Genomic DNA, 25,997 nt, shown 5'->3' with positions numbered 1-25,997 from the left:
ATGGCTGTTTTTCCTAGGGCCGGCTCGGTGCGGCGTGCATCGCCCCTCCACACCCTGGTCCGGGCCGCTTTTCCCGGCACGACGGTCGAACAGCCGTCATGTCGACATGTGCCGAAATAGGCCGTCATAACGCTACGACGGCCGATCGGCCGTCAGCCGTCCAGTGTGACGGGAGCGTCTACTGGCGGGTGCCGCGAGGGACGCGGCGGGAGGGGACCTCATGACGTTCTTCGTGATCTCGATCCTGGTCGGGTGCCTGTCCGTGATGACCGTGCAGGGCAGGCGCGGGAAGTGGCCGCCGGGCATGCCGGTGACCAGGCCGCGGCTGGTGGCGGTGGGGGGCACGTTCGAGGGCTCGCACGGGCGGTCGTCGGACGCGTACGTCATCCAGGAGCGGCTGATCGCGGCGGCCGACGGCGGAGCCGGGTCCGGGCCGGGCCAGGTCGCCGCCGCCCTGGCGCTGGCGGCCGTGATCGCGGGGCGTCCGCAGCACGGGGGCACGCGCGAGCAGGACCTGGACGAGCACGTCCAGGCCGCGCATCGCGCGGTACGCAACGCCGCGCTGCGCAACCCGGCCATGCCGGACCTGGCCGGCACCCTGGACGTGATCGTCCTCGACGGCGGTGAGAGCCCGCGCCTGCGCTTCGCCCACGTGGGCAACGGCGCGATCTGGCACTGCCCGCGCGGCGGGGCGCCGGCGCCGCTCACCACGTCGCACTCCTTCGAGGACGGGCCGCCGCTGCGCGCGCTCGGCCGGCCCTCGGCGCTCAACGCCGAGGTCGGCGCGGTGGCGGTGCGGCCGGGCGACCGGGTGGTGATGATGACGGACGGCGTCGTACGGGCGCTCGGCGTCAAGCGCGTGACGGAGCTGCTGACCGGCAGCGCCTCGCCCGTGTCGTGCCTGGACCGGCTCTACGACGAGCTCGCCGCGGTCGAGCCGAAGGAGGACGCCACGGTGGTGATCGCCGACTTCGTGACGGTATGAGGTCATCCGACGGGACAAGCCCCGCCGGGCGAGCTTCTTGATCTAGGATTTCCCGGCATGAGCGCACCACCGGGCATCAATCCCAACATCCCGCACTCGGCCCGCGTCTACGACTACTGGCTGGGCGGCAAGGACAACTTCGAGGCCGACCGCCGGGTCGCGGAGGCCACGATGGCGGCGGTGCCGGGCATCCGCGAGAGCGCCAGGAACAACCGGGCCTTCCTCGGCCGCGCGGTGCGCCACCTGACCAGGCTGGGCGTGCGGCAGTTCCTCGACATGGGGACGGGCATCCCGAGCCAGGGCAACACCCACGAGGTGGCCCAGGCGGAGGCGCCGGAGTCGCGGGTGATCTACGTCGACAACGACCCGATCGTGATGACCCACGCCAGGGCGCTGCTGACCAGCACCGAGGAGGGGCGGACCGCGTACCTGGAGGCGGACGTCCGCGATCCCGCCGCCGTCCTGGAGCACCCCGAGGTACGCGAGATCATCGACTTCTCGCAGCCGGTCGCGCTCATGATGGTCGCCATCCTCATGCACATCCCCGACGCCGACGACCCGGCCGGGCTGGTCAGGACGTACGCCGACGCCCTCCCCACGGGGAGCTACCTCGTGCTCAGCCACCTCACGCTCGACCTCGTGCCGCCGCACGTGGCCGAGGACTACCTGGCCGCCACCTCGAACCAGGCCATGCACCGCACCCCGCGCACCGGCGAGCAGATCGCCCGCTACTTCGACGGGTTCGACCTGCTGGAGCCGGGCCTCGTCGCGGTCTCCGAGTGGCACGACACCCCGCTCTTCCCCGACGACCTCGCCTGGATGTACGGCGGCGTCGGCCGTAAGCGCTGATTGGTCCATCGGACCCGATACGAGGGACTTTGGTCCCTGCCGCCGGCCCGGCCCGCCGCGGGATGGTGATCCCATGTCCGCTGTTACCGCTCTGCCGGGGGTGCCCCGGTGACCGATCCCGGCACGGGCGGCCGTCACGCGCCGGCCGCCACTCTGGAGCCGCCGTTCGCGTCCGTCGCGGACGTGTGCGCGATCGTGGGCGCCGCCGCCGCCGCGCCGTCCGTGCACAACACCCAGCCGTGGCGCTTCCACTGCGCCGACGACGCCACCATGGAGCTGTACGCCGACCTCGACCGGCTGCTGACCGTCACCGACCCGATGGGGCGCGGGCTCGGCCTGAGCTGCGGGGCCGCGCTGTACAACCTGCGGCTGGCGGTGCGGGTGACCGGGCACGACGCCCGCGTCAGGATCCTGCCCGACCCGGCCGAGCGCCCCGACCTGCTGGCCACCGTGCACGCCGTGCCCGGCGCCCCGCCCACGGCGGACGAGCTGCTGCTGCACGCCATGATCCCGCACCGGCGCACCAACCGCTTCCCCTATGACGACCGGCCGGTGCCGCGTGAGATCGTCGTGGGCCTGGTGCACGCCGCGCACGCCGAGTCGGCGACGCTGGTGCCGGTCTCCGGACGCACCGCGCGGCGGGTGCTGGAGCTGGTCGCCATGGCGGACGACACGCTGGCGGACGATCCGGCGTACCGGGCCGAGCTGGCCCACTGGACGGTCACGGACGCGCGCGCCGACGGGGTGCCCGAGCACGCCGCCGGACCCCGGCCGCGCGACGGCCGGCTGCCGATGCGCGACTTCGGCCAGCGGGTCGGAACCGCGGACTTCGAGCCGGAGCCGCAGCTCGCGGCCCTGTTCACGCGCGGCGACGGGCCGCGGGACTGGCTGCGCGCCGGGCAGGCGCTCCAGCGGGTGCTGCTCACGGCGACCTCGCACGGGGTGGCGGCGTCGCTGTTCAGCCAGCCGCTCGACCTGCGTCCGCCGCAGCACCGCGGCGACAACGCGGCCGGCCCGTTCGGGCACGTGCAGATGCTGATCAGGCTGGGCTACGGCCCGCCGGTCCCGCGCGTCCCCCGGCGTCCCGTCGCGGAGGTCCTGGACGGCCTGGAGGCACGGCGTGCCTGACCCGCGGACCTTCCCCGGCCTTCCGGCGCTGATCCAGGGCGGCATGGGGGTCGGCGTGTCCGGCTGGCGGCTGGCCCGCGCCGTGGCCGCGACCGGACAGCTCGGCGTGGTGTCCGGCACCGCGCTGGACGTCACCCTCGCCCGGCGGCTGCAGCGCGGCGACCCCGGCGGCCACCTGCGGCGCGCCCTCGCCTGCTTCCCGGTGCCCGAGGTCGCCGAGCGCGTGCTCGCCCGCTACTTCGTGCCCGGCGGCACGGGCGCCGGGGTGCCGTACCGGCCGGTGCCGCGGCTCGGCCTGCGCGGCAGCAGGGCGGGCGACGAGCTCACCGTGGTGGCCAACTTCGCCGAGGTGTTCCTCGCCAAGGAGGGCCACGACGGGCCCGTGGGCGTCAACTACCTGGAGAAGATCCAGCTCGCCACCCCCGCCGCCGCCTACGGCGCGCTGCTGGCCGGGGTGGACTACGTGCTGGTGGGCGCCGGCATCCCGGCCGAGATCCCGCGCCTGCTCGACGACCTGGCCGAGCACCGCCCCGCGCGGGTCTCCGTCGCCGTGGCCGGCGAGGGCGGCGGGCACACCGTCGGGCTCGACCCGGTCGCGCTGCTGGGCCGCCGCCTGACGCCGCTCGCCCGGCCCCGGCTGCTGGCGATCGTGTCGTCGCACGTGCTGGCCGCGTACCTGGCCCGCTCCCCCGCGACCCGGCCGGACGGCTTCGTGATCGAGACGCCGGTGGCCGGCGGCCACAGCGCGCCGCCGCGCGGCCGGATGACGCTGGACGAGGCCGGCGAGCCCGTGTACGGCCCGCGCGACGCGCCCGACCTGGCCAAGGTGGCGGCGCTGGGGCTGCCGTTCTGGCTGGCCGGCGGCTACGGCACCCCCGGCGGCGTGGAGCGGGCCTGGGCGGCGGGCGCGGCCGGCGTCCAGGTGGGCTCGGCGTTCGCGCTGTGCCGGGAGTCGGGGCTCGACCCGCGGCTGCGGCGCACGCTGCGCGAGCGGGCGGCGGCGGGAACGCTGCAGGTGCGCAACGACCCGCTGGCCTCGCCCACCGGGTTCCCGTTCAAGGTGGCCGAGGTGCCCGGCACGCTGTCGGACCCCGACGTGTACGCCTCCCGTCCCCGGCTGTGCGACATGGGTTATCTGCGCACGCCGTACGAGCGGGCGGACGGCTCGATCGGCTACCGTTGCCCCGCCGAGCCGGTGGACGTCTACGTCCGCAAGGGCCGGCCCGCGGAGGAGACGGAGGGGCGGCGCTGCCTGTGCAACGGCCTGCTGGCCGCCATCGGGCTGGGCCAGCACCGCGCGGACGGCTACGCCGAGCCCGCGCTGCTCACCCTCGGCCAGGACGCGGGCTTCCTCGACGGCCTGCCCGAGGAGCACTCGGCGGCCGACGTGGTGGCCCGTCTCCTGCTCCAGGCCCACGTGTAGACGCGGACCGTCAAGGAGCCGGGCGGCTCACGTTCCCGATCCCGCCGGGTGCTCCGTGGCGACCGGCGTGATGCGGTCCCAGGCGGACAGCGGCAGCATGATGACCGAGGCCGGGAACAGCCCGTGCTCCTCGTGGTCGATGTGCTGGATCAGCAGGTCGAGCGCGGCCGACACGGCGGCCCAGTCGGGCGCGGCCCGGTCCACCGTGCCGAGCACCCCGTGGATGGCGCCGTGCTCGGCGCACAGCCGCTCCACCTCGGCGGTCAGCGTGCCCTCGGCGCGCAGCTCGGCGAAGAGGCCGTCCTCCTCGACCGCGGTGTGCGGGAGCAGCCGGGCGAGCAGCTCGTCCAGAAGGGCGACGGCCTCGGCCTGCCGCCCGGCGCGGACGGCCCTCCGCAGCTCACCGGCGCTCTCCTGGATGTCCCAGTGCTCCTGGGACAGACGGCCGATGAGCGGGAACTCCCGGCAGCCGCAGTAGTTGCACATGTCCTGTCCTCCCCCGCGACGAACGACGTCACCTCTCCGTGCTTCGAGCCTGCCGCACCGGCGACCGGCCGGGCAGGGCCGAAGGTCCTCTGCCCAGGGCCGTGAGTCCTAAGTGCGCTCAGCAGGGCGAACGCCCTGGACCAAAGCGCCGCGCCGGAGGACTTCCGGCCCTGAGGCCGGGCCCTCCCTGCGCGATCCCATGGGAGGGGAGGAAGGAGCAGATCATGATGCGGATCAGCGTGCGGGACGTGATGACCACCCGGGTGGCCGCGGCCGAGGCGGGAACGCCGTTCAAGGACCTCGCCGCGCTGCTGGTGAGCCGCGGGGTCAGCGCCCTGCCGGTGCTGGACGGGGAGCGGCGGGTGATCGGCGTCGTCTCCGAGGCCGACCTGCTGCGCAAGGAGGAGTTCAGGGAGCTGTACCGGGACGAGGGCTACCGGCCGCGGCTGCGGGCCAGGCTGCGCCGGCTGCTGGCCGGGCGCGGCGAGGACGGGCGGCGCAAGGCCGGGGGCGTGACGGCGGCCGAGCTGATGTCGTCGCCGCCGGTCACGGTCGCGCCGGAGACGTCCACGGTGACGGCCGCGCAGCTCATGGACGCGCGCGGGGTCAGGCGGCTGGTGGTCGTGGACGAGGAGGGGCGGCTGCTGGGCGTGGTGAGCCGGCGTGACCTGCTGAAGGCGTACACGCGGGACGACGCCGAGCTCAAGCGCTGGGTCGAGGAGGCCATCCCGGAGCGGTGGACCGACCGGCGCGGCATCGAGGTCGAGGTGCGGGACGGCATCGTGACGCTGTCCGGCCGGACCGCGACCCGCACCGAGGCGGCGGCCGCCGTGCACCTCGCCAAAGGGCTCGGCGGGATCGTGGACGTCCGCCCGTCCCTCGCCTGGCGGAGGGAGCGGCACGGGAGCCCGTCCGCCCGGTGATCCGTCTAAGGTTCAAGCTGTGATCGCATGCGGGGACGGGACGGCGGAGTGAGCACGACGGTCGGAGCCGGGCAGGAGGCGCGCACGGAGCGGCCGGCGCGGCGGCGGCGCAGGCGGTGGATGTCCTGGACGGTCGTCACGCTGCTCGCCTTATGGGCCCTGATCAGGGCCGGCGGGCTGGAGCTGGGGTCGTTCCTGACCCAGCTGATGACCGTGACGCCCTACGGCGCGGCCCTCGCGGCGCTCACGGCGCTGCTGCTGACCCGCCGCAACCGCCCGGCGGCGCTGGTCGCGGCCACGGCCTGCGTGGTGCTGGCCGCCTGCGTCGCGCCGCGGCTGACTTCCGAGGATCAGCCGGCGGCGTCCGGCCCGCTGCTGCGGGTGCTGACGGTCAACCTGTTCGGCAGGGCCGACGACGCGAGCGTGGTCGATCTGGTGCGCCGCGAGGCCGTGGACGTCTTCACCGCTCTGGAGCTGACCCCGGAGCAGGCCGAGCGGCTGGACGCGGCCGGGCTGGCGGAGCTGCTGCCGCACCGGGTGCTGCAGGCGGCGCCGGGCGCGATCGGCAGCGGCATCTACGCCAAGCGCCCGCTGACCGAGCTGCCCGACCTGTTCACGCCGATCGGGCACAACATGCCCGCCGCCGGCCTGACCCTGCCGGGCGGGGCCGCGGTCGAGATCGTCGCCGTGCATCCCAACCCGCCGCTCGGCCGCATGGAGGCGGAGTGGGACGCCGCGCTGCGCGGCCTGCCCGCGCCCGCCGCGACCGGCCCGATGCGGGTGCTGGCGGGCGACTTCAACGCGAGCATCGATCACCGGGCCTTCCGCGAGCTGCTGGAGCGCGGCTACGTCGACGCGGCCGCGCAGGTGGGCAAGGGCCTGACGCCGACCTGGCCGAACTTCCGGACGATGCCGCCGATCATCGCCATCGACCACGTGCTCGCCGACGAGCGGATGGCCGTGCGCCGGGTCGAGATCGTGGACGTGCCGGGCACCGACCATCGCGGCGTGCTCGCCGAGCTCCGGCTGCCCTGATGTCACCTTCAGGTTAGTTCGAAACTGCGTTCGAAGATGGCATCGTCACTCGGGGGCTCAACCAACCGAGGGGACACACCCATGCACTTACGAACCATCCGTCCGGCCGCCGCGCTGCTGGTCACCCTGCTCACGCTCGCCCTCACCGCCGTCCCGGCGCGGGCGGGCGGGCCGACCCTGGTCGTGCGGTGGAACCAGGCGCTGCTGTCGGCCGTGCGCGGCGGCACGCTCGGGCCGCCCATGGTGTCCAGGGCGCTGGCGATCGCGCACACCTGCGCCTACGACGCCTGGGCGGCCTACGACGCCGTGGCCGCCGGCACCGTGCTCGGCGGCGCGCTGCGCCGGCCGCCCGCCGAGCGCACCGAGGCGAACAAGGCCGAGGCCGTCAGTTACGCCGTCCACCTGGCGGCCACCGACCTCTATCCGGGGCAGCGGGCGACGTTCGACGCCCTGATGGCCGACCTCGGCCACGACCCGGCCGTCCCGGACAGCCAGGCGGCGCGGACGGGGCTGGCCGCCTGCCAGGCCGTGCTCGACCAGCGCCACGCCGACGGCTCCAACCAGCTCGGCGGCTACGCCGACACCACCGGCTACGCGCCGGTCAACGCCCCGGTGGTCGTCGCCGAGCCGCTGACGGCGCTCGCGCAGCCGGGCCGATGGGCGCCGCTCACCTACCGCAACGCGGCGGGGGCGCTGGTCACGCCGCCGTTCCTGGTCCCGCACTGGGGGCGGGTGGCCTCCTTCAGCGGGTCGGCGCGGGCGCTGGCCGACGCCGTGCCCGCGCCGGCGCCGTACGGGTCGGCCGGCTGGCGGGCGCAGGCCGCCGAGATCGTGGCCGGGACGGCCGCGCTCGACGACCGGAGCAAGTCGATCGCCGACTACTGGTCCGACGGGCCCGCCAGCGAGACGCCGCCCGGCCACTGGTGCCTGTTCGCGCAGCAGGTCTCGGCCCGCGACCGGCACGGGCTCGACCAGGACGTGAAGCTGTTCTTCGCGCTGGCCAACGCCGGCATGGACGCCGGGATCGCCGCGTGGGAGGTCAAACGCGACCACGACTCCGGGCGGCCGATCACCGCGATCCGCGACCAGTACCGCGGGCAGACGATCCCGACGTGGGGCGGGCGGAGCGTGGACGGGGCGCTCTGGGTGCCGTACCAGCCGGCGACGTTCCCGACGCCGCCGTTCGGCGAGTACGTCTCGGGGCACAGCACGTTCAGCGCGGCCGCGGCCGAGGTGCTGCGGCGCTTCACCGGCAGCGACGCCTTCGGCGGGCAGGCCGTCGTCGCGGCCGGGTCGTCGAAGGTGGAGCCCGGGGTGACGCCGGCGCGGGACGTGACGCTGCGGTGGCGGACGTACACCGAGGCCGCCGAGCAGGCGGGGCTCTCGCGCCGCTACGGCGGCATCCACTTCAGGGCGGGCGACCTGGAGGGCCGGGCGCTCGGCCGGGCGGTCGGCGACGCGGCGTGGAAGCGCGCCGTCGCGTACTGGACGGGCCGCGGCTGACCCCGCAGCGCCCTTGTCATGACGGCGCCCGCCCCCCACGCGGGGAGCGGGCGCCGCCGTTCGTCCGGGAGAGGAGCGGTCAGGCCGCGTTCTCCCCGGCCGCGCGCTCAAGCGTCCCGAGATCGAACGCGCCCGACTTGACCGCCGTGGTGAACGCCTCCCAGTCCCGCCGTGGCACCTCGAACACCACGTCGGGGTGGTCGGCGTGGACGAGCTCCACGTGGTCGTTGATCCGCTTGGCCGCGACGCGGCCGGCGTCCTGGGTCATGCCGCATTCCTTCCTTCCGTGAGCACTGCGGAGGGATCCGCCCCGGCCGCCCGTTCGCAGACCGGCCGGGGCGGTCGCAGCAGCGTCCCATCCCCATGCCGGGCTCGGCCACCGCCCCCGTACGCACTCAGGGTGACAAATCCACCACCAGGAGTGCGTTGTCTCCGCCCGCGGAGCAAGAAAGGCGTCCGGCGGGCCGTCGCCGGATGTCATCGCCCGCGCATGATCCCTGTCATGCCGAGCCGGTGACAGCGGCGACTTATCCGCGGCGCCCTCCCCCGCCCATGCTGGGGCCATGACTTCTCGCCGATTCCCCACGAGCGCCCCGCGCGCGGCCCTGGCCGCCGCGATGGGCGCGCTGCTCGCGGCAGGCACCCTGACCGGACCGGCGCACGCGGCCGGCGGGCCGGACCGGCAGGCGCTCGCGCGGACGCTCGACGCGGTCCGCGACGCCGGCATGTACGGCATCTACTCCGAGGTCCGCGACGGCGGCCGGACGTGGGCGGGCGCGTCCGGCGTGGCCGACGTCGCCACCGGCCGCCGGGTGCGGCCCGACATGGTGCACCGCGTCGGCAGCATCACCAAGACGTTCGTGTCGGTGGCGATCCTGCAGCAGGTCGCGCGGGGCACGATCGAACTGGACGCGCCGGTGGGCCGCTACCTGCCCGGCCTCGTCCCCGGCGAGCGCGGCCGGACGATCACGGTGCGGATGCTGCTCAACCACACCAGCCACATCGCCGACTACATCGCCCCGGCGTTCCCCTCGCTGCTGGAAGGCTCCGGCAAGAGCCTGGACGACCACCGCTTCCGCCGCATCGCTCCCCGGGAACTGGTCCGGATGGGCCTGGCCGGCACCCCGACCGGGGAGCCGGGGGCCGCGCCGGGGTCGTACTCGAACACCAACTACGTGCTCGCCGGCCTGCTGCTGGAGAAGGTGACCGGGAACGACGCCGCCGACCACATCACCCGGCACGTGATCAGGAAGGCGGGGCTGCGGCACACGTCGTTCCCGCGCTCGCCGCACATCCCTGGGCCGCACTCCGGCGCGTACGAGTCGTTGTACGGCCTCTTCGACCCGCCGCGCGACTTCGGCGTCTACGACATGTCGTGGGCGGGCACGGCCGGGGCGATCACCTCCACCATGGACGACCTCAACCGGTTCTACCGCGCCCTGCTGCGCGGCGAGCTGCTGGCTCCCGCGCAGCTCGCCGAGATGCGCAGGACGGTGCCGGTGCTGGCGGGCGGCTTCCCCATCGACTACGGCCTCGGCATCTACGCCCTCGACCTGCCCTGCGGCCGGTTCTGGGGGCACGACGGCGGCGTGTTCGGCATGGCCACGCAGTCGCTGTCCAGCGAGGACGGCGAGCGGCAGCTGTCGTTCGGCGTCAACCGCACGAAGTACCAGCAGATCGAGAACGGCGCCGTGGTGCCGCACGCGATCGACTTCGCCCAGGTCGAGCACCTGCTGGTGGCGCTCTGCGGGGCGGACGCCCCCACCGCGAGGACGGCCGCGGGGACGCCGTTCCTGCCGTTCCCCGCGGACCGGGGGGCGCCGGTCCGGCCGTGACGCCGGGCCGGGAGTGTGTCGTGGGTCACTGCCGTCGTGTGGATTCCTCCACAGAAGATCGCCCGTTGTCTCCGTAATGTCCGTGCTGCCGGACAGCACCCGGCAGCACCGACACGGGGAGGAACCCACGATGCGCAAGACTCTCGCCCTGGCGACCATCGCCGGCTCGATGGCCCTGACCGGCCTCGCCGTCGCCCCCGCCGCCCAGGCGGCCACCACCACGAGCTCCCCCGTGACCACCTGGGGCAAGTTCTTCTCCAGCGACCACAAGGCCTACACCTTCGGCCGGACCTGGAAGCAGCACGGCAAGGTCCACACGAAGTGGTACGGCGTGGACAAGCGCGGCGGCAAGAAGGGCTGGGTGTGGTTCGAGTACTACAAGAACGGCTCCTGGCACCGCTTCAACCACTCCTTCGACGGCAAGGTGGCCGGCGCCTGGAGCGGTCACGGGATCAAGAAGATCTACACGTTCACCTGCTGGGCCGGGAAGTTCGACAACTGCGGCAAGAAGTACCGCATCTACTGATGCCGATCCAGCGGAGGCCCGGCGAACACCCGTTCGCCGGGCCTCCGCCCGTTCGTCAGTGCGTGAACGCCTGGAACTCGGCCGCCCGCACCTGCTCCCGCTGCGGGCTGGCCGTGGCGCAGTCCGTCGCGGAGGTCGGGTCGGCGTCCTGCTCCCCCGCGTACAGCGGGTTGCCGATGCACTGGGTGCTGACCACGCGCAGCATCAGGTGCGTGGCCTTGGCCGGCCGCACGTCGAACGACTTGATCAGCAGGTCCGAGCCGCGCGGACGCGGCAGCGCGGTGCCGAACGCGTCCTTCTGGCTGGTGTGGATCCTGGTGAAGCTCGCCGGGTCGGCGCAGTTCGCGCTGCAGGCCAGCACCTCGAAGGCGCGCAGGGCGGAGAAGCGGTTCTGCCCGCCGGGGTCGGCCGGGTCGTTCGCCGCGGGCCTCAGCATGGCGCTCACCTGGACCCGGCGGACCGTGACGGGCTCGTCGCCCGCGAGGTCCACGACCACCGACTTGCCGGCCGGCGCGCCGGAGAGCGAGGCCCAGTTCGTCGCCTCGGTCTCGTCGATGAGCCTGGCCTGGTTGACGCCGTCGCCGCTCGCCGTCGCGCCGCTCGCCGCCGAGGCGAGGTTGCGGGTCAGCGGCAGGGGCAGCGGCAGCGTCACGCCCGGCAGCACCGCGAACCTCAGCCGCCGGTGCCCGAACCCGCTGCCGGCGACCACGAAGTCGTAGACGCCCGGCGTCATCTCCACGGTGTCGCCGAGCGGGGTGACCGGGTCGGTGTCGGCGACCGGGACCGCGCGGGCCTCGTAGTCGCCGACGTAGAGGCGCAGCGCCGCGTCCTTGGCCTCGCCGAGGGGCTTCAGCCGCAGCGAGCCGTTCTTCCCCGCCGGGTTGACGAAGCTCGGCGTCGCCTCGCCGTCGTTCGGGCCGGTGCTGGCGGCGTCGCGGCCCAGGCCGTGCTCGGCGAACGCGCGCCACATGATGTCCTGGTTCGCGCCGCCGAACCGGATCGCGTCGGCGGCGAGCAGGGCGTCGCGGTGGTCGACGTACGTGACGGCGCCCGAGGCCATCAGCAGCAGCGCGTCGAAGGAGAGCTGCGCCCAGCGGCGGTTGCCCGGGCAGCGCTCGACCGGCGTGCGGCCGTCGGCGCAGGAGCGCTGGAGCTTGCCGGTGCCGAGGCCGTACCGCTTGACGAAGGCCGCGCGCACGTCGAACTGGGTGGCCGACCAGATCTCGCCGTCGGCGTGGACCTGCTGGCCCACCAGGTCGTAGTTGAGGTCGCTGTAGTTGAGCGGCGACTTGGACATGTCGTAGTTGCGGATGCCGCGCTGCTGGTCGCCGGTGACGTAGCCGCCGGTCACGTACGGGGTCGCGCCCGCCGGGCGGAAGCCGTACTCGTAGAGGTACTCCATGGCGAACAGGTCGGAGGTGCTCTCGTTCATGGCGCCCGCCTGGGCCCCGCTCCAGCCGGCGTTCGGGCCGCCGATCATGCGGCCCGAGATGGCGTGCGAGTACTCGTGGGCGATGACCGACATGTCGTAGTCGCCGTCGACGCAGGGCGCGTAGAAGGAGCCCGCGATCGGCTGCCACAGGTACATGTTGGTGATGGGCGCGGTGCCGTCCGGCCCGGTGATCTGGTTGGCGTTGTCGCGTACGGACGCCACCCGCGCCCCCGCCTGGGCGTTGCCCTGCTCGGGGTCGCCGCCGAGGCCGCCGCGCCCGCCGTTGTCGGCCTGCATGTTCCAGGCCGTCTCGGTGAAGCCGAGCCGGTAGGACCAGTCGTGCATGCGGTTGTGCATGGCGTTGAGGTTGGCGATGGCGGCTTCGAGGTCGGCCTCGCCGGGCTGGTCGAGCGCCGCCGGGTCGCACTTGGCGGTGTACCAGGCGTTGCGCCACGGGTAGACGTAGTTCCTGCTCGGGGTGAGCACGTTGGGGCGGGTGCCGACGGTGAACGGGTCGCCGCTGGCGCGGTTCTCGTAGGTGCGGGCGGCGTTGCCGAGGCTCGTGTTCGCCGGCTCACCGGTGGCGTGGTCCACGTCCCACGCCCTGCCGGTCGCCGGGTCGCCGCCGGTGGCGAGGTCGCAGCCGGGGCCGGCGGTGTGGCACCAGGTCTGGCGGGTGTCGGCGGAGGAGTAGTCGCCGCGCGGGGTGGCCGGGAACACCGCCTGCTTCGGATTCTCGGGGTCGAAGTGGTCGACCAGGTTCTCGCGGGTGAGGATCGCGCCGCTGACGGCGTCCACGTGCGTCGTGTACGCCGCCGGCTCGCCGTCCGCGCCGCCGATCAGCACGACCTGGTAGGCCCGGTGCACGCCGTCGGGCGCGGGCACCGCCACCGCCGTGACCTTCTGGGTGGCGGCCGTGGCGAGGTCGATGCCGCCGTCCCTGGCCGCGATCTCCAGCGCCTGCCGCTCGCCGATCGCGGCGGCCGGCGGCTCCTGCGTGGCGCGCGACAGCGAGGAGGTGACGAACCGGACGGCGCCGTTCACCACGCCGACGGAGACCAGTCCGTCCACGCCGGCGGGCAGGCCGCCGAAGCGCTGCCGCAGCAGGACGGCGGCGCCGTCGCCGATGGGGTTGACCGCGACCTTCTCCAGCGCGTCCACGGCCTCGGCGGGCAGGCCGAACACGCTCTCGTTCGCCTTCAGGTAGGCCCGCGCGGCCTGCTCGGGATCGGCGCCGAGTCCCTCGGCGAGGGGTTGCGCGCTGACGACGGCCGCCGGGGTGCCGAGGTTGTTCCAGCGGATCTCGGCGGCGGAGCCGGCCCTGCGGGCGTTCGCGCCGGGCGGCGGCTCGACCCTGCCCTGGCGGTTGTCCACGTCGGGCCTGGCGTGCTGCTCGGCCTGGAAGTCGTGGACGGGAGCCTGCCCGCCGGGTTCGCCCCGGGCCGGTCCCACGGGTGACAGTGCGGCCGCGACCAGTGCGGCGGCGAGGAGGGTGCTGCTGCGTAACCAGGACTTTGACGACACGGTGGTCCTCTCTGGCTGCCGGGAGGGCGCGCGGATCACGCGCGCCCTCCGCAAGAGGTAACACCGTGCTGACTGCCTGACAAGATCCCGGTTCGGAGGGACGGGCGCGGGCCTACGTCGCCGCGGGCAGGCGGACCTGCGGCGCGACGCGGTCGGCCCAGGCGGACACCACCGCCTCCAGATCCGGGAGCTGTGACTCCAGGAAGGCGAGGCCGGGCGTCGGCACCGTGGCGCCCAGCTCGACCAGCAGCGGGCGCAGGTGCACCTCGACCGCCAGCGCGTGCCTGGGGTCGCCCATCACCAGCAGCGGCAGGGCGGTCTTCCCGGCCAGCGCGGCCGGGGGCAGCCGGTCGAGGAACGCCTTCAGCAGCCCCGTGTAGGCGCCCTTGTAGGTGGGGCTGGCGACGACGAGCACGTCCGCCTCCGCCACCAGACCCAGCGCCGCCTCCACCTCCGGGGAGGCGGCGGGGGCGAGCAGGTGGGGGCCGAGCGCAGACAGGTCGGCCGACTCGTGCGGCAGGGACGCGCCGAGCCGGGCGGCGACCGCCTCGGCCGCCGCGACGGCCACGGCCTCGGTGCGCGACCCCGCCCTCGGGTTGCCGACGACGGTGAGAACGGTCATGGGTGCGCCTCCTTGCGCGAGGTGGTGCTCATCCGGCGGCCACCAGGTCATTGGCGTAGCGCGAGGCGGGGCGCGGCAGGCCGTAGTTCTCGCGCAGCGTGCGGCCCTCGTACGCGTGCCGGAACAGCCCCCGGGCCCGCAGCTCGGGCACAACGTGGTCCACGAAGTCGGACAGGCCGTGCGGCAGGATCGGCGGCATCACGTTGAAGCCGTCGGCCGCCCCGCCCTCGAACCACTCCTGGATCTGGTCGGCGATCTGCTCCGGCGTCCCGGCGACGACCCGGTGGCCGCGCCCTCCGGCCAGGCGGGCGAGGAGCCGCCGGACCGTGAGGCGCTCGCGCCTGGCCAGGTCGACGACGAGCTTGCGCCGGCTCTGCGCGCCCTCCGTCTCGACCGGCACGTCCGGCAGCTCCCGGTCGAGGTCGTCCTCGGTGAGCTCGATGCCGGTCAGCTGGCCGAGCTGCGCCAGCCCGTACGCCGGGACGATCAGCTCCTCCAGCTCCTTCTCCAGCAGCAGCGCCTCCCGCTCGGTCGAGCCGATGATCGGCGAGATGCCGGGCAGCACCAGCACCTCCTCAGGGCGCCGGCCGCGGGCGGCGACCCGGCGTTTGAGGTCGGCGTAGAACTCCCGCCCCTCTTCGAACGTCTGCTGGGCGGTGAAGACGGCCTCGGCGTACCGGGCGGCGAAGTCCTTGCCGTCCTCCGACGATCCGGCCTGCACCAGCAGCGGATGGCCCTGGGGCGGGCGGGAGGCGTTGAGCGGGCCGCGGACGGCGAAGTGCTCGCCCTCGTGCTCGATGGCGTGGATCTTGCCGGTGTCGGCGTAGCGGCCGGCGACGCGGTCGCGGACGACGGCGTCGTCCTCCCAGCTGTCCCAGAGCTTGAGCACGACGTCGAGGAACTCCTCGGCGCGGGCGTAGCGGGCGGCGTGCGCGGGGCGTTCGAGGCCGAAGTTGCGGGCCTCGGCCTCGCCTGCGGAGGTGACGATGTTCCAGCCTGCCCGGCCGCCGCTGATGTGGTCGAGCGAGGCGAACTTGCGCGCCACGTGGAAGGGCTCGTTGTACGTCGTCGACACGGTCGCGATCAGCCCGACGTGGTCGGTGACGGCGGCCAGGGCGGCCAGCAGGGTGAGGGGTTCGAGGCCGCCTAGCGCGTTGTGCGCGACGTGCCCCTGAAGGGCGAGCCCGTCGGCGAGGAACACCGAGTCGAGCGTGCCGCGCTCGGCGATCCTGGCCAGCTCCTGGTAGTGCCGGACGTCGGTGAGGCGGGCCGGCTCGGTGCGCGGGTGCCGCCAGGCGGCCTCGTGGTGGCCGACGCCCATGAGGAAGGCGTTGAGGTGGAGCTTTCTCGTCACGTGGTCCTCCAGGTGGAGAAGCGGCGCTCGGCGGCGACCAGGAGCAGGTTGAGCAGCAGGCCGAGGACGGAGATGGTGATGATCCCGGCGTACATGTCGGGGATGCGGAAGCTGGACTGGGTGTCGAGGATGAGGTAGCCGAGGCCGGCCTTGGCGCCGACCATCTCGGCGAACAGCAGCACGAGGATGGAGGTCGCGCCGGCCAGCCGTACGCCGGTGAAGATGGCGGGCACGGCGGCGGGCAGGATGACCTTCTGGAACAGCCGGACGGGCCCGAGGCCCATGGACCTGGCGGACTTGACGAGCAGGGGCTCGACGGTCTTCACGCCGCTGATCGTGTTGAGCAGGACGGGCCACGAGCAGGCGTACAGCACGAAGGAGATCTTGGCGGGCTCGCCGATGCCGAGGATCAGCGTGAACACCGGCAGCAGCGCCACCGCCGAGGTGTTGCGGAACAGCTCCAGCAGCGGCGTCAGCAGGTCGGCGACCGGCCGGTACCAGCCGATGAGCAGCCCGAGCGGGATGGCGAGCACGACGGCCAGGCCGAACCCGGCCAGCGAGCGGCCCAGTGACGCCCGTAGATGCTCGGGGAGGCTGCCGGTGACGAGGAGGTCGTACCAGGCGGCGAGGTCCTCGGAGAGCGGGGGGACGAACACCGGGTCCACGACGCCGGTCCTCGGCAGGATCTCCCAGGCGGCGAGGAGCAGCAGCACGGCGGCCGTGTTGACCCCCGCCCTGCGCAGCCACGCCGGCAGCCACCTCCGCCGCCCGGCGGGGGCCGCCTCCTGCGAGGCACCGTCGTCGGCCTCGTCGGCCTCGTCGTCGGGGAGGTCGTACCAGTGGAGGTCGCCGGGCAGCGCGGCGCGGGCGTCAGCCATGGGAGATCGCCACCTCTCGCTCCTGCACCTGCGCGGCTGCGACCTCGTCGCGCAGGAGCGTCCAGATGTGGTGACGGTACTCGCCGAAGGCCGGATCGGCGCGCAGGTCGCCCTCGCGCGAGTCGAACGCGACCTCCACGACCTCCTTGATCCGGCCGGGCCGCGAGGTCATGACGGCGACCCGCTGCCCCAGGTAGACGGCCTCGTCGATGCCGTGGGTGATGAAGATGACGGTCTTGCCGGTGTGCTGCCAGACGCGGACCAGCTCCTCCTGCAGCGACTCGCGGGTCTGCGCGTCGAGCGCGGCGAACGGCTCGTCCATGAGCAGCACGTCGGGGTCGAAGGCGAGGCTGCGGGCGATGGCGACGCGCTGGCGCATGCCGCCGGACAGCTCGTGCGGGTAGCGGTCCTCGAACCCGGCGAGGCCCACCAGCGCCAGGTGCTCGCGCGCCCGCGCCGCCCGCTCCCGCCTCGGCACGGCCTTGGCCTCCAGGCCGAACTCGACGTTCGCCTGCGCGGTGCGCCACGGGAACAGCGCGTACTGCTGGAAGACCACGCCCCGGTCGAGCCCGGGTCCTGTGACGTGGTCGCCGTCGATGAGGATCTGCCCGGACGTCGGCGGGGTGAGCCCGGCGACCAGGTCGAGCAGGGTGGACTTGCCGCAGCCGCTCGGCCCGACGAGCGCCAGGAACTCGCCCGCGCGCACGTCGAGGTTCACCCCGGACAGCGCGGTGAAGGGCTCGGCGGCGTCCCTGACGTGGAAGGTCTTGGTGACGTCGCGGATGCCGATCTCGGTCATGAGGCGCTCCCTGCGGCGTAGGGGTTGAACGCGTTGGTGTAGAGGTCGGCGGGGTCGACCTGGCCGGGGCGGAGCTCGCCCTCGCGGGTCAGCCAGTCGATCCAGGTGCGGAACTCCTGGGGGGCGATGAGGCCGCCCTTGCCGGCGATGCCGGTGCTCTTCCAGAAGCGGACGGTCTCGGCGCTCTCGCTCCGCCCGCGCTCGGCGATGATCCGTTCGAAGGTGGCGACGACCTCGGCCCGCGAGTGCGTCTGCGCCCAGGCGACGGCCTTGGCGAAGCCGGTCACGAACGTCCTGGTCGTCGTCGGGTTGTCGGCGATGAAGTCCTCGCGCAGCACGATCGAGCCGGCGGTGAACGGGCCGAACAGGTCCACGTCGGTGAACAGCGGCCGGAGGCCGCCGCGTGCGAGCGCCTTGTCCCTGAGCACGCCGCCGAGGGTGCCCGCGTCGAGCTGCCCCTGCCGGACGGCCTGCTCGGTGTTGACCGGCGGGATCACCACGAGCTGGACCTGCTTGATCTCGTCGGGGGTCAGGCCCTCGCGCTTGAGGTATTCCTTGATGACGGCCTCGTGGTGCGCGCCGAGCGTGTTGACGCCGATCTTCCTGCCGATGAGGTCGCGGGCGGTCCTGATCGGGCTGTCGTCCTTGACGTAGTAGCCGTTGAAGGTGTCCTGGTCGGAGCCGTAGTAGCCGACCACGGCCTTGATGGGGGCCCCGGCGGCCTTGAGCTTGGCGATCGCGCCGTTGAAGGCGCCGCCGAAGTCGGTCTGGCCGGTGGCGGCCGACTGGATGTCCTGGGGGCCGGAGGTGGTGTTGCCCACCCACTTGAGCTTGACGTCGCCGAGGTAGCCGAGCTCCTCGGCCAGTTCGGCGTAGGTGACGGAGCCGGCGCTGCCCTGGTAGCGCAGCACCTTCACCTCCGTCGTCCCGGTGGTCGCCTCGGCGCCGCCGCAGCCCGCCAGGACGGCGGGCAGCAACGCGGCCATGAGGGCATGTCTGGTCTTGATCACGGTTGGGTTCCTCGTCGGGGAGGGGAGAGAGGGGTTCCTGGGTGCGTGATCAGCGACACTGCGCGCTGGCGACGTGGCCGTGGTCCACGTGCGGGCGCCGGATCAGGTAGAGGCCCTGGCTCATGCGTACGAAGCTACGGCCCTCCTCGCGCAAAGTCAACTTTTCCTACTGGACATGCATGAAATTAGGCTCGATCTCGTACGGCACATCGATCTGGGAGGCCCGATGATCTTCATCACCGCGAAGTTCCGCGTCAAGCCGGAGCACGCCGACCGCTGGCCGGAGATCGCCGGGGAGTTCACCGAGGCGACCCGCGCCGAGCCCGGCTGCCTGTGGTTCGACTGGTCGCGCAGCGTCGACGACCCGGCCGAGTACGTCCTGGTCGAGGCGTTCCGCGACAACGACGCCGGGGCCGCGCACGTGCGGTCGGCGCACTTCGAGCAGGCCCGGCGGGACCTGCCGCCCTACCTGGCGGAGACGCCGCGCATCGTCAACACCACCGTCCCGCAGGACGACTGGTCCGAGCTCGGCGAGATGGCCGTCCAGGACTGACCGGGCGCCGCCGGACTCTCTCAGCCGCCGCCGTCCCCACCGCCGTCTCCGCCGCCGTCGCCGCCGTAACCGCCGCCGTAACCGCCGCTGTGACCGCCGCCGTCATATCCGGCGCCTCCGTCGCGGCCGCCCCCGCTCGATGAGCTGTCGGTCAGGAACACGGCGAGCAGCAGGCCCAGGCCGGCGAAGAGCATGAGGGACCAGAGGCCGTCCTCTTCGGGGTTGGCCGCCACGAAGAGGACGAGAGCGCCCATCAGGATCAGGACCACCTTGACGCGCGTGCGCACGACGGCCTCCCTAGTTCTCCGGGGACCTCAATCCTTCTCACGGAAAGTGACGGAGTCAATACGTCAGGGCAGGTACAGATCGGGACAAGTTTTTTTCCGGGTTATTGACGAAAAAGAGGTGACCTCGGCACACTCTCCGTCATGTCACCACCCCGTGGCCCCCTGTCCCAGCTCCGGCGCGGGCACGAAGAGCTCGTGCTCGGGCTGCTGCGCAAGCACGGCCCGCTGAGCCGCGGCGAGCTGGGCAAGCTGTGCCGGCTGTCGCGTACCACGCTGTACGACATCCTCGCCGAGCTCGTCGCCACCGGCGCCGTCGTGCCCGCCGGGCAGCAGGACGACGGTCCGCGCGGCCGGGGCCGGCCGGCCGAGACGCTGGCGCTCAACCCCGGCGCGGGGCAGGCGATCGGCATCGACTTCGCCCGGCGGGCGCTGCACGTGGCGGCGGTCAACCTGGCGCACGAAATCGTCGGCGCGGCCAGCGAGCCGCACGACGCCGACCTGCCGTGGGAGCGGCGGGTGGACCTGGCCGAGCGGCTGGTCGGCCGGCTCGGCGGCGGCGACCTGCGGCTCGGCGCCCTGAGCGCGATCGGCGCGGGCGTCGTCGGCCCCGTCAGCGACCTCGACAGCAGCACGGGCGAGGCCGGTGATCCCCTCCCCCATCGGGCGCAGGTGCTGCTGCGGGAGCGGTTCGGCGTGCCTGTGCTGCTCGACAACAACACCCGCCTGGCCGCGCTCGGCGAGGCGATCTGGGGCGCGGCCACCGGCGCCAGGGACGTGCTCTACCTGCGCCTGTCCCATAGCGTCAACGGCGGCCTGGTCATCGACGGGTCGCTGCACCGCGGCGCGTACGGCCTGTCCGGCGAGTTCGGCCACATCGTGGTGGATCCCGGCGGCCGGCCGTGCTCCTGCGGCGGCGCCGGCTGCCTGGAGACCGTCGCCTCGGTCAGGGCCGTCCTCGACGCCTACCGCGAGCGCGGCGGCCACGCCGACGACGTGCGCGGCCTGGCCGAGGCCGCGGGGAAGTCCGAGCCCGCCGCCCTCGCCCTGCTGGCGGAGGTCGGCGCGGACATCGGCGCGGTGCTCGCGGCGCTGTGCAACGCCGTCGGCCCCGGCGTCATCGTGATCGGCGGCGAGCTGGCCGAGACCGGCGCCGCGCTGCTGGAGCCGATCCGGCGCACGCTCGACGCCCGGATCATGCCGATCTCCCGCCGCCGGGTCAGCCTGCGCGCGGCCACGCTCGGCGAGGCCGCGGGCGCGCTCGGCGGGATCGCGCTGGTGCTGCACGAGTCGCCCCTGCTCTCCCGCTACCCGGCCGGCCCCGACCTCGCCGCCGGTGTTCCCCCGCTGGTCGCCGGACCCCCGCGGCGGCACGACGACTTCGTGAAGGAGAACTCTTGACATCCTCCCCCTCGTGAACGAGGGGGATTCCGACCGTCGCCGGTCGGCCTTCCTGCTTCACCGCCGATCGCCCGCCCGAGAGGAGGACTCCCGTTGAGGTCTTACACCAGCTCCACAGGCGTTTCAGCTCTCCGCCAGCCCGGCGGCGAGCACGTTTCTGGCCGCGTTCACATCCCGGTCATGCACCGCGCCGCAGGCGCAGACCCACTCACGGACGCTCAACGGCATGTCGTTCCGCAGGGTCCCGCAGACCGAGCACAACTTGGAGGAGGGGAACCAGCGGTCCGCCACCACCAGCGTGCGGCCGTACCAGGCCGTCTTGTACTCCAGCATGCCGCGCAGCTCCCGCCAGCCCGCGTCGGAGACGGCGCCGGCCAGCCTGTGGTTCTTGACCAGGTTGCGGACGGACAGGTCCTCCACGGCGATCACTTGATTCTCGGAAACCAGCCGTGTGGTGACCTTGTGCAGGTAGTCCCGTCTGCGGTCGGCGATCCGGGCATGCACCCGCGCCACCTTCAGCCGGGCCTTGGCCCTGTTCCTCGAGTCTTTCTCCTTACGGGCCAGGGCCCGCTGAGCCTTGGCCAGCCTGCGCCGCTCACGGCGCTCGTGACGCGGGTTGGCGATCTGCTCGCCGGACGACAGCGTCGCGAGCGCGGTGAGGCCGACGTCCAGACCCACGGACTGCTCGACCGGCGGCAACGGTGCGATCTTCTCCTCGACCAGGAGGGACACGAACCAGCGTCCTGCCGCGTCCCTGGACACGGTGACCGTGGACGGCTCGGTCCCTTCGGGGAGTGGGCGCGACCACACGATGTCCAGCGGCGCGCCCATCTTGGCCAGGGTGAGCCGGCCGTCACGCCAGCGGAACGCCGAGCGGGTGTACTCCGCCGACGCCCGCGACCGCTTACGGGACTTGAACGCCGGGTACTTGGCCCGGCGGGCGAAGAAGTTCGCGAACGCCGCCTGCAGGTGCCGCAGCGTCTGCTGCAACGGCACCGACGACACCTCGTTCAGAAACGCCAGCTCGGGCGTCTTCTTCCACGCGGTCAGCGCGGCCGACGACTCTGTGCAGGAGACGCCACGCCCCTCCTCGGCATAGGCGCGGGTCCGTTCCTCCAGGGCCTTGTTGTAGACCAGGCGCACGCAACCGAACGTCCGGACAAGCTCCTCGGCCTGCTCGGGGGTCGGACGGAAGCGGTACTTGTAGGCCCGCTTCACCAGCTGCGCCACCTTCCGATCATATGTGCGAGATCAGCCGCGCACCGGCCGAATCCGAAAGACGACGGCGGACCGCCTGACGGCGTATCGCCTGCTCCTGCCCTGCTCCGCAGGAGTCCGGTTCCTTCCCCGCCTGAAGGCGGGGGTCTCCTCGGAGGGATCTGATGACCGTGCTCGACAACGGAGTGATGACTCAGCTCACCACGCTGGGCAAGCCGGCGGCCCCGGCCGCGCGCCGCGCCGCCGGGCGTCCCCGGCGCACGCTCGCGCTCAACCTGGTCGCGGTCGTCCTCGGCCTGCTCGTCTGGACGCTGCTGGCCACGATCGGCGTCCAGGGCCTGCCGACCCCGTTGGAGGTGGCGGCCAAGGCCGGCGAGCTGGTCGCGGACGGCACCCTGCTCCAGGACGCGCTCGCCAGCCTCCGCCGGGTGCTGCTCGGCTTCCTCATGGGCACGCTGCTCGCGATCCCGGTCGGCTTCCTCATGGGCTGGTACGCCACCGCGCGCGGCCTGCTGGAGCCGTACGTGCAGTTCTTCCGCACCATCCCGCCCCTGGCGATCATCCCGCTGGCCATCGTGCTCCTCGGCATCGGCGAGGTGCCGAAGGTCTTCGTGATCTTCCTGGCCGCGTTCCTGTCCAGCGTCGTCTCGACCTTCCAGGGCGTGGTGGACGTGGACAAGACGCTCATCAACGCCGCCCGCGTGCTGGGCGCGTCGGACCGGACGATCTTCCTGAAGGTCGTGGTCCCGGCGTCCACGCCGTTCATCCTGGTCGGGATGCGGGTCGGGCTCGGCTCTGCCTGGGGGACGCTGGTCGCCGCCGAGCTGATCGCCGCCCAGGAGGGGCTGGGCTACCGGATGCAGCAGGCCCAGCTCTACTACGACCTGTCCACGATCTTCGTGGGCCTCATCGCCATCGGCGTGCTCGGCCTGCTGATGGACCGCCTGCTGCTGCTCGCCGAGCGCCGCCTCACCGACTGGCAGGAGCGCCGATGAACGCCAAGATCTCCTTCAGGGACATCGTCAAGACCTATCCGATGAAGGACGGCGTCTTCACCGCGCTCGACCACGTCTCCCTGGACATCGCCGACCGCGAGTTCGTCACGGTCGTCGGCCCGTCGGGGTGCGGCAAGAGCACGCTGATGAGCATGGCCGCCGGCCTGACCGAGCCCACCTCGGGCGAGGTGCTGGTGGACGGCGCGCCCGTCGCCGGTCCCGGCCCGGACCGTGGGGTGATCTTCCAGCAGTACGCGCTGTTCCCGTGGCTGAGCGTGCGCAAGAACGTCGAGTTCGGGCTCAAGCTCATGAACCTGCCGCAGGACGAGCGCAGGAAGCGCGCCGAGCACGCGATCGAGCTGGTCGGGCTGTCGGACTTCGCCGACGCGCTGCCGAAGACCCTGTCCGGCGGCATGAAGCAGCGCTGCGCCATCGCCCGCGCGTACGCGGTCGACCCGCAGGTGCTGCTCATGGACGAGCCGTTCGGCGCCCTCGACGCGCTCACCCGCGTCCAGCTCCAGGACCAGCTCCTCGACACCTGGAGCCGCGAGCAGCGCACGGTCATGTTCATCACCCACGACGTGGACGAGGCCGTCTACCTGGCCCGGCGGGTGATCGTCATGGCCGCCCGGCCCGGCCGCGTCCAGCAGATCGTCGAGGTGGACCTGCCGTACCCGAGGACCGAGGAGATGCGGCTGTCGCCGGAGTTCGCGCGCATCCGCAACGAGGTCTGGCACGGCGTCTACCACCAGCCCAAAGCAGCTTAAAGACCCCCTGGAAAGGATTAACACGACATGCGCTCTCTTCGCCGCGCCCTCACCACCGCAGCCGCGGTGAGCGTCATCGCGCTCTCCGTCACCTCCTGCTCCGACGACGGCACCACCGTCCGCTTCGGCTACATCGGCGACTACAACGGAGCCAGCCTGCTCGCCGTCGCCCAGAAGCAGGGGCTCTGGGAGAAGCAGGGGCTCACCCCCGAGATCAAGGTCTTCACGAATGGACCGCTCCAGATCCAGGCGCTCGGCGCCGGCGACCTGGACTTCGGCTACATCGGTCCCGGCGCCATGTGGCTGCCCGCCTCCGGCAAGGCCAAGGTCGTCTCCATCAACACGCTCGGCTTCGCCGACCGGGTGATCGGCCGGCCCGGCGTCACGAGCATGCAGGACCTCAAGGGCAAGAAGGTCGGCGTGCCCGAGGGCACCTCCGGCGACATGGTGCTCAACCTGGCCCTGCAGAAGGCCGGGATGACGGCCGCCGACATCGAGAAGGTGCCGATGGACGCGGCGACCGTGGTGTCGGCGTTCTCGGCCGGGCAGATCGACGGCGCCGGCCTCTGGTACCCGCTGATCGACACGATCAAGGAGAAGGTGCCGGACATGACCGAGATCGCCAGCACCCGGGAGTACCCCGACAACTCGTTCCCGAACGCCTTCGTCAGCGGCACCGACACCGACCAGGAGCTGACCACCAAGGTGATCAAGGTGCTGCAGGAGGCCAACGACTGGCGGGCCGCGCACCCCGAGGAGACCATCACCGAGACGGCCGCCCTGCTCAAGCTCGACCCGGCCAAGGTCAAGGCGGACGCGGCCAACGTCGAGGTCATGTCCACGGCCGACCTGGTCGCCAAGACCAAGGACGGCACGGTCGCCAAGTGGCTGAACAGCCTCGGCGACTTCTTCGTCGGCACCGGCCAGCTCAAGTCGCTGCCCGAGCCGTCGTCGTACTACACCGGCGACCTCTACGAGAAGGCGTTCGCCAAGTGAACCTGCTGTTCCTGATGACCGACCAGCACCGGGTCGACACGCTCGGCTGCTACGGCAACCCGCACGTAGCCACGCCCAACCTCGACCGGCTGGCCGCGAGCGGAACGCGGTTCGACCGGTTCTACACGCCGACGGCCATCTGCACGCCGGCGCGGGCCAGCCTGCTCACCGGGCAGGCCCCGTTCCGGCACCGGCTGCTGGCCAACTACGAGCGCAACGTCGGCTACCTGGAGGACCTGCGGGAGGACGCCTTCACCTTCCCGTCCGCGCTGAAGGAGCGCGGCTACCAGCTCGGGCTGATCGGCAAGTGGCACGGCGGCACCCACCGCAACGCCGCCTCCTACGGCTTCGACGGCCCCGACCTGCCCGGCTGGCACAACCCGGTGGACCATCCCGACTACCTCGCCTACCTGGAGGAGCGGGGGCTGCCGCCGTACCGGATCTCGGACCTGATCCGGGGCACGACGCCGAACGGCAACCCCGGCAACCTGCTGGCCGGGCGGCTGCACCAGCCGGTCGAGGCCACCTTCGAGCACTACCTGGCGACGCGGGCGATCGAGCACCTCGACCGGTACGCCGCCGACGGCCGGCCCTTCTACCTGGCCGCGCACTTCTTCGGGCCGCACCTGCCGTACCTGCTGCCGGACGAGTACTTCGACATGTACGACCCGGAGCTGGTGGAGCTGCCGCCGTCGATCGCCGAGACGTTCGAGGGCAAGCCGCCGGTGCAGCGCAACTACAGCGACCACTGGGCGTTCGACACCCTGCCCATCGAGATCACCCGCAAGCTGATCGCGGTCTACTGGGGCTACGTGACGCTGATCGACCAGCAGCTCGGCCGCATCCTCGACCGGCTCGACGAGCTGGGGCTGAGCGACGGCACGGCGGTCTTCTTCACCGCCGACCACGGCGAGTTCACCGGCGCCCACCGGCTGCACGACAAAGGCCCGGCCATGTACGAGGACATCTACCGCATCCCCGGCATCGTCCGCGTGCCCGGCGCCCCGCCGCAGGTCAGGAACGAGTTCGTCACCCTCACCGACTGCACGGCGACCATCCTGGAGCTGGCCGGCTGCGACCCGGAGCCCGCCGTGGACAGCCGCAGCCTCCTGCCCCTGGTGCGCGGCGAGCGGCCGGAGTGGCCGGGCGAGCTGCTGGCCGAGTACCACGGCCACCACTTCCCCTACCCGCAGCGGATGATCCGCGACGACCGCTACAAGCTCGTCGTCAACCCCGAGTCCGTCAACGAGCTGTACGACCTGCACGCCGACCCGTACGAGCTGAGCAACCGCTACACCCATCCCGAGCTGGCCGGGGTCCGCCGCCGTCTGATGCGCAGGCTGTACGACCTGCTGCGCGAGCGCGGCGACAACTTCTACCACTGGATGACCCCGATGTACGACATCGGCGCCTCCGACTACGACCCCACGCTCAGCTCCTTCGAGAAGGAGGACGCCTCCGGGTGATTCCC

At 72.8% G+C, this 25,997-nt stretch carries 24 protein-coding genes and 1 pseudogene; 15 read left to right on the top strand and 10 right to left on the bottom strand.

Features of this window, described 5'->3' with window-relative positions:
* The first annotated feature begins 220 nt into the window (after positions 1–220).
* The 4 genes from Nocox_RS11855 to Nocox_RS11840 all read left to right on the top strand — a co-directional run bounded on the left by Nocox_RS11855 (position 221) and on the right by Nocox_RS11840 (position 4,385).
* Positions 221–985 (top strand): PP2C family protein-serine/threonine phosphatase, encoded by a 765-nt coding sequence (locus Nocox_RS11855; protein WP_020545940.1) that lies wholly within the window; start codon positions 221–223, stop codon positions 983–985.
* Positions 986–1,042: 57 nt separating this feature from the next.
* Positions 1,043–1,834, top strand: a complete 792-nt coding sequence (locus tag Nocox_RS11850) for an SAM-dependent methyltransferase (RefSeq protein ID WP_020545939.1) — start codon at positions 1,043–1,045, stop codon at positions 1,832–1,834.
* A gap of 108 nt (positions 1,835–1,942) precedes the next feature.
* The gene (locus Nocox_RS11845) at positions 1,943–2,962 is read left to right on the top strand and encodes an Acg family FMN-binding oxidoreductase (protein ID WP_020545938.1); all 1,020 of its coding nucleotides are present in this window, start codon (positions 1,943–1,945) and stop codon (positions 2,960–2,962) included.
* Positions 2,955–4,385: a nitronate monooxygenase gene (locus tag Nocox_RS11840; RefSeq protein ID WP_020545937.1), complete on the top strand. Its 1,431-nt coding sequence runs from the start codon at positions 2,955–2,957 to the stop codon at positions 4,383–4,385. Before Nocox_RS11845 ends, Nocox_RS11840 begins: the two co-directional genes overlap by 8 nt.
* A gap of 27 nt (positions 4,386–4,412) precedes the next feature.
* Here the strand turns inward: Nocox_RS11840 and Nocox_RS11835 are convergent, their stop codons facing one another.
* Complete coding sequence (locus tag Nocox_RS11835; RefSeq protein ID WP_020545936.1) at positions 4,413–4,871, bottom strand: hemerythrin domain-containing protein; 459 nt, start codon at positions 4,869–4,871, stop codon at positions 4,413–4,415.
* Between the two features lie 224 nt (positions 4,872–5,095).
* Here Nocox_RS11835 and Nocox_RS11830 point away from each other — a divergent pair, with 224 nt between their 5' ends.
* The 3 genes from Nocox_RS11830 to Nocox_RS11820 all read left to right on the top strand — a co-directional run bounded on the left by Nocox_RS11830 (position 5,096) and on the right by Nocox_RS11820 (position 8,332).
* Positions 5,096–5,794, top strand: coding sequence for a CBS domain-containing protein (locus Nocox_RS11830; RefSeq protein ID WP_020545935.1), 699 nt, complete (start codon positions 5,096–5,098; stop codon positions 5,792–5,794).
* Positions 5,795–5,842: 48 nt separating this feature from the next.
* Entirely contained in the window at positions 5,843–6,829 is a 987-nt protein-coding gene (locus Nocox_RS11825; RefSeq protein WP_020545934.1) for an endonuclease/exonuclease/phosphatase family protein, read from the top strand.
* 81 nt (positions 6,830–6,910) lie between these two features.
* Complete coding sequence (locus Nocox_RS11820; protein ID WP_020545933.1) at positions 6,911–8,332, top strand: vanadium-dependent haloperoxidase; 1,422 nt, start codon at positions 6,911–6,913, stop codon at positions 8,330–8,332.
* A 79-nt stretch (positions 8,333–8,411) separates the two neighbouring features.
* Here the strand turns inward: Nocox_RS11820 and Nocox_RS11815 are convergent, their stop codons facing one another.
* Positions 8,412–8,600, bottom strand: coding sequence for a hypothetical protein (locus tag Nocox_RS11815; RefSeq protein WP_020545932.1), 189 nt, complete (start codon positions 8,598–8,600; stop codon positions 8,412–8,414).
* A gap of 295 nt (positions 8,601–8,895) precedes the next feature.
* Between Nocox_RS11815 and Nocox_RS11810 the strand changes: the two genes are divergently transcribed.
* Both Nocox_RS11810 and Nocox_RS11805 read left to right on the top strand, forming a co-directional pair.
* Complete coding sequence (locus Nocox_RS11810; protein ID WP_157383340.1) at positions 8,896–10,167, top strand: serine hydrolase domain-containing protein; 1,272 nt, start codon at positions 8,896–8,898, stop codon at positions 10,165–10,167.
* 130 nt (positions 10,168–10,297) lie between these two features.
* On the top strand, positions 10,298–10,693 hold the full coding sequence (locus Nocox_RS11805; protein WP_157383339.1) for a hypothetical protein: 396 nt from the start codon (positions 10,298–10,300) through the stop codon (positions 10,691–10,693).
* Between the two features lie 55 nt (positions 10,694–10,748).
* On the opposite strand, the gene Nocox_RS11800 is transcribed toward Nocox_RS11805, so the two are convergent.
* The 6 genes from Nocox_RS11800 to Nocox_RS11775 form a co-directional block, all read right to left on the bottom strand.
* Positions 10,749–13,649, bottom strand: a complete 2,901-nt coding sequence (locus tag Nocox_RS11800) for a M36 family metallopeptidase (protein ID WP_157383338.1) — start codon at positions 13,647–13,649, stop codon at positions 10,749–10,751.
* 112 nt (positions 13,650–13,761) lie between these two features.
* The gene (locus Nocox_RS11795; protein WP_020545927.1) at positions 13,762–14,271 is read right to left on the bottom strand and encodes an NADPH-dependent FMN reductase; all 510 of its coding nucleotides are present in this window, start codon (positions 14,269–14,271) and stop codon (positions 13,762–13,764) included.
* Positions 14,272–14,299: 28 nt separating this feature from the next.
* Positions 14,300–15,625: an LLM class flavin-dependent oxidoreductase gene (locus tag Nocox_RS11790; RefSeq protein WP_020545926.1), complete on the bottom strand. Its 1,326-nt coding sequence runs from the start codon at positions 15,623–15,625 to the stop codon at positions 14,300–14,302.
* A complete protein-coding gene (locus tag Nocox_RS11785) occupies positions 15,622–16,503 on the bottom strand; it encodes an ABC transporter permease (RefSeq protein WP_020545925.1) in 882 nt (293 codons plus the stop codon). The genes Nocox_RS11790 and Nocox_RS11785 overlap by 4 nt, the downstream gene beginning before the upstream one ends.
* The gene (locus Nocox_RS11780) at positions 16,496–17,302 is read right to left on the bottom strand and encodes an ABC transporter ATP-binding protein (protein ID WP_020545924.1); all 807 of its coding nucleotides are present in this window, start codon (positions 17,300–17,302) and stop codon (positions 16,496–16,498) included. Before Nocox_RS11780 ends, Nocox_RS11785 begins: the two co-directional genes overlap by 8 nt.
* Positions 17,299–18,312, bottom strand: a complete 1,014-nt coding sequence (locus Nocox_RS11775; RefSeq protein WP_211212779.1) for an ABC transporter substrate-binding protein — start codon at positions 18,310–18,312, stop codon at positions 17,299–17,301. Before Nocox_RS11775 ends, Nocox_RS11780 begins: the two co-directional genes overlap by 4 nt.
* Positions 18,313–18,538: 226 nt before the next feature.
* Here Nocox_RS11775 and Nocox_RS11770 point away from each other — a divergent pair, with 226 nt between their 5' ends.
* Positions 18,539–18,865, top strand: a complete 327-nt coding sequence (locus Nocox_RS11770) for a putative quinol monooxygenase (protein ID WP_020545921.1) — start codon at positions 18,539–18,541, stop codon at positions 18,863–18,865.
* A 20-nt stretch (positions 18,866–18,885) separates the two neighbouring features.
* Here Nocox_RS11770 and Nocox_RS11765 read toward each other — a convergent pair whose 3' ends face one another.
* Positions 18,886–19,152 (bottom strand): hypothetical protein, encoded by a 267-nt coding sequence (locus Nocox_RS11765; RefSeq protein WP_020545920.1) that lies wholly within the window; start codon positions 19,150–19,152, stop codon positions 18,886–18,888.
* A gap of 141 nt (positions 19,153–19,293) precedes the next feature.
* On the opposite strand from Nocox_RS11765, the gene Nocox_RS11760 reads away from it, so the two are divergent.
* Entirely contained in the window at positions 19,294–20,550 is a 1,257-nt protein-coding gene (locus tag Nocox_RS11760; RefSeq protein ID WP_084685841.1) for an ROK family protein, read from the top strand.
* Positions 20,551–20,584: 34 nt separating this feature from the next.
* Here the strand turns inward: Nocox_RS11760 and Nocox_RS11755 are convergent.
* A pseudogene (locus Nocox_RS11755) lies at positions 20,585–21,780 on the bottom strand (RNA-guided endonuclease InsQ/TnpB family protein); the annotation flags it as partial.
* Positions 21,781–21,932: 152 nt separating this feature from the next.
* On the opposite strand from Nocox_RS11755, the gene Nocox_RS11750 reads away from it, so the two are divergent.
* Genes Nocox_RS11750 through Nocox_RS11735 form a run of 4 tightly spaced genes read left to right on the top strand, consistent with a single transcriptional unit; the run spans position 21,933 to position 25,992 of the window.
* Positions 21,933–22,763, top strand: coding sequence for an ABC transporter permease (locus Nocox_RS11750; RefSeq protein ID WP_020545918.1), 831 nt, complete (start codon positions 21,933–21,935; stop codon positions 22,761–22,763).
* Positions 22,760–23,530 carry an ABC transporter ATP-binding protein gene (locus Nocox_RS11745; protein WP_020545917.1) on the top strand — a complete coding sequence of 257 codons (771 nt, stop codon included), beginning with the start codon at positions 22,760–22,762 and terminating at the stop codon, positions 23,528–23,530. The genes Nocox_RS11750 and Nocox_RS11745 overlap by 4 nt, the downstream gene beginning before the upstream one ends.
* A gap of 27 nt (positions 23,531–23,557) precedes the next feature.
* A complete protein-coding gene (locus tag Nocox_RS11740; RefSeq protein ID WP_020545916.1) occupies positions 23,558–24,526 on the top strand; it encodes an aliphatic sulfonate ABC transporter substrate-binding protein in 969 nt (322 codons plus the stop codon).
* On the top strand, positions 24,523–25,992 hold the full coding sequence (locus Nocox_RS11735; RefSeq protein WP_020545915.1) for a sulfatase family protein: 1,470 nt from the start codon (positions 24,523–24,525) through the stop codon (positions 25,990–25,992). Before Nocox_RS11740 ends, Nocox_RS11735 begins: the two co-directional genes overlap by 4 nt.
* Positions 25,993–25,997: the final 5 nt, after the last annotated feature.

Origin of the sequence: Nonomuraea coxensis DSM 45129, assembly GCF_019397265.1 — a bacterium.
Classification (GTDB): Bacteria; Actinomycetota; Actinomycetes; order Streptosporangiales; family Streptosporangiaceae; genus Nonomuraea; species Nonomuraea coxensis.
Note: the sequence above shows the minus strand (reverse complement) of the source record. Positions and strands in the feature narration are given on the sequence as shown.

Bases quoted from the DNA above. Each gene is read 5' to 3' on its own strand.
- Nocox_RS11855 (WP_020545940.1), top strand. From the start codon at position 221: ATGACGTTCTTCGTGATCTCGATCCTGGTCGGGTGCCTGTCCGTGATG.
- Nocox_RS11850 (WP_020545939.1), top strand. From the start codon at position 1,043: ATGAGCGCACCACCGGGCATCAATCCCAACATCCCGCACTCGGCCCGC.
- Nocox_RS11835 (WP_020545936.1), bottom strand. From the start codon at position 4,871: ATGTGCAACTACTGCGGCTGCCGGGAGTTCCCGCTCATCGGCCGTCTG.
- Nocox_RS11830 (WP_020545935.1), top strand. From the start codon at position 5,096: ATGATGCGGATCAGCGTGCGGGACGTGATGACCACCCGGGTGGCCGCG.
- Nocox_RS11820 (WP_020545933.1), top strand. From the start codon at position 6,911: ATGCACTTACGAACCATCCGTCCGGCCGCCGCGCTGCTGGTCACCCTG.
- Nocox_RS11815 (WP_020545932.1), bottom strand. From the start codon at position 8,600: ATGACCCAGGACGCCGGCCGCGTCGCGGCCAAGCGGATCAACGACCAC.
- Nocox_RS11810 (WP_157383340.1), top strand. From the start codon at position 8,896: ATGACTTCTCGCCGATTCCCCACGAGCGCCCCGCGCGCGGCCCTGGCC.
- Nocox_RS11805 (WP_157383339.1), top strand. From the start codon at position 10,298: ATGCGCAAGACTCTCGCCCTGGCGACCATCGCCGGCTCGATGGCCCTG.
- Nocox_RS11795 (WP_020545927.1), bottom strand. From the start codon at position 14,271: ATGACCGTTCTCACCGTCGTCGGCAACCCGAGGGCGGGGTCGCGCACC.
- Nocox_RS11785 (WP_020545925.1), bottom strand. From the start codon at position 16,503: ATGGCTGACGCCCGCGCCGCGCTGCCCGGCGACCTCCACTGGTACGAC.
- Nocox_RS11780 (WP_020545924.1), bottom strand. From the start codon at position 17,302: ATGACCGAGATCGGCATCCGCGACGTCACCAAGACCTTCCACGTCAGG.
- Nocox_RS11770 (WP_020545921.1), top strand. From the start codon at position 18,539: ATGATCTTCATCACCGCGAAGTTCCGCGTCAAGCCGGAGCACGCCGAC.
- Nocox_RS11760 (WP_084685841.1), top strand. From the start codon at position 19,294: ATGTCACCACCCCGTGGCCCCCTGTCCCAGCTCCGGCGCGGGCACGAA.
- Nocox_RS11750 (WP_020545918.1), top strand. From the start codon at position 21,933: ATGACCGTGCTCGACAACGGAGTGATGACTCAGCTCACCACGCTGGGC.
- Nocox_RS11745 (WP_020545917.1), top strand. From the start codon at position 22,760: ATGAACGCCAAGATCTCCTTCAGGGACATCGTCAAGACCTATCCGATG.
- Nocox_RS11740 (WP_020545916.1), top strand. From the start codon at position 23,558: ATGCGCTCTCTTCGCCGCGCCCTCACCACCGCAGCCGCGGTGAGCGTC.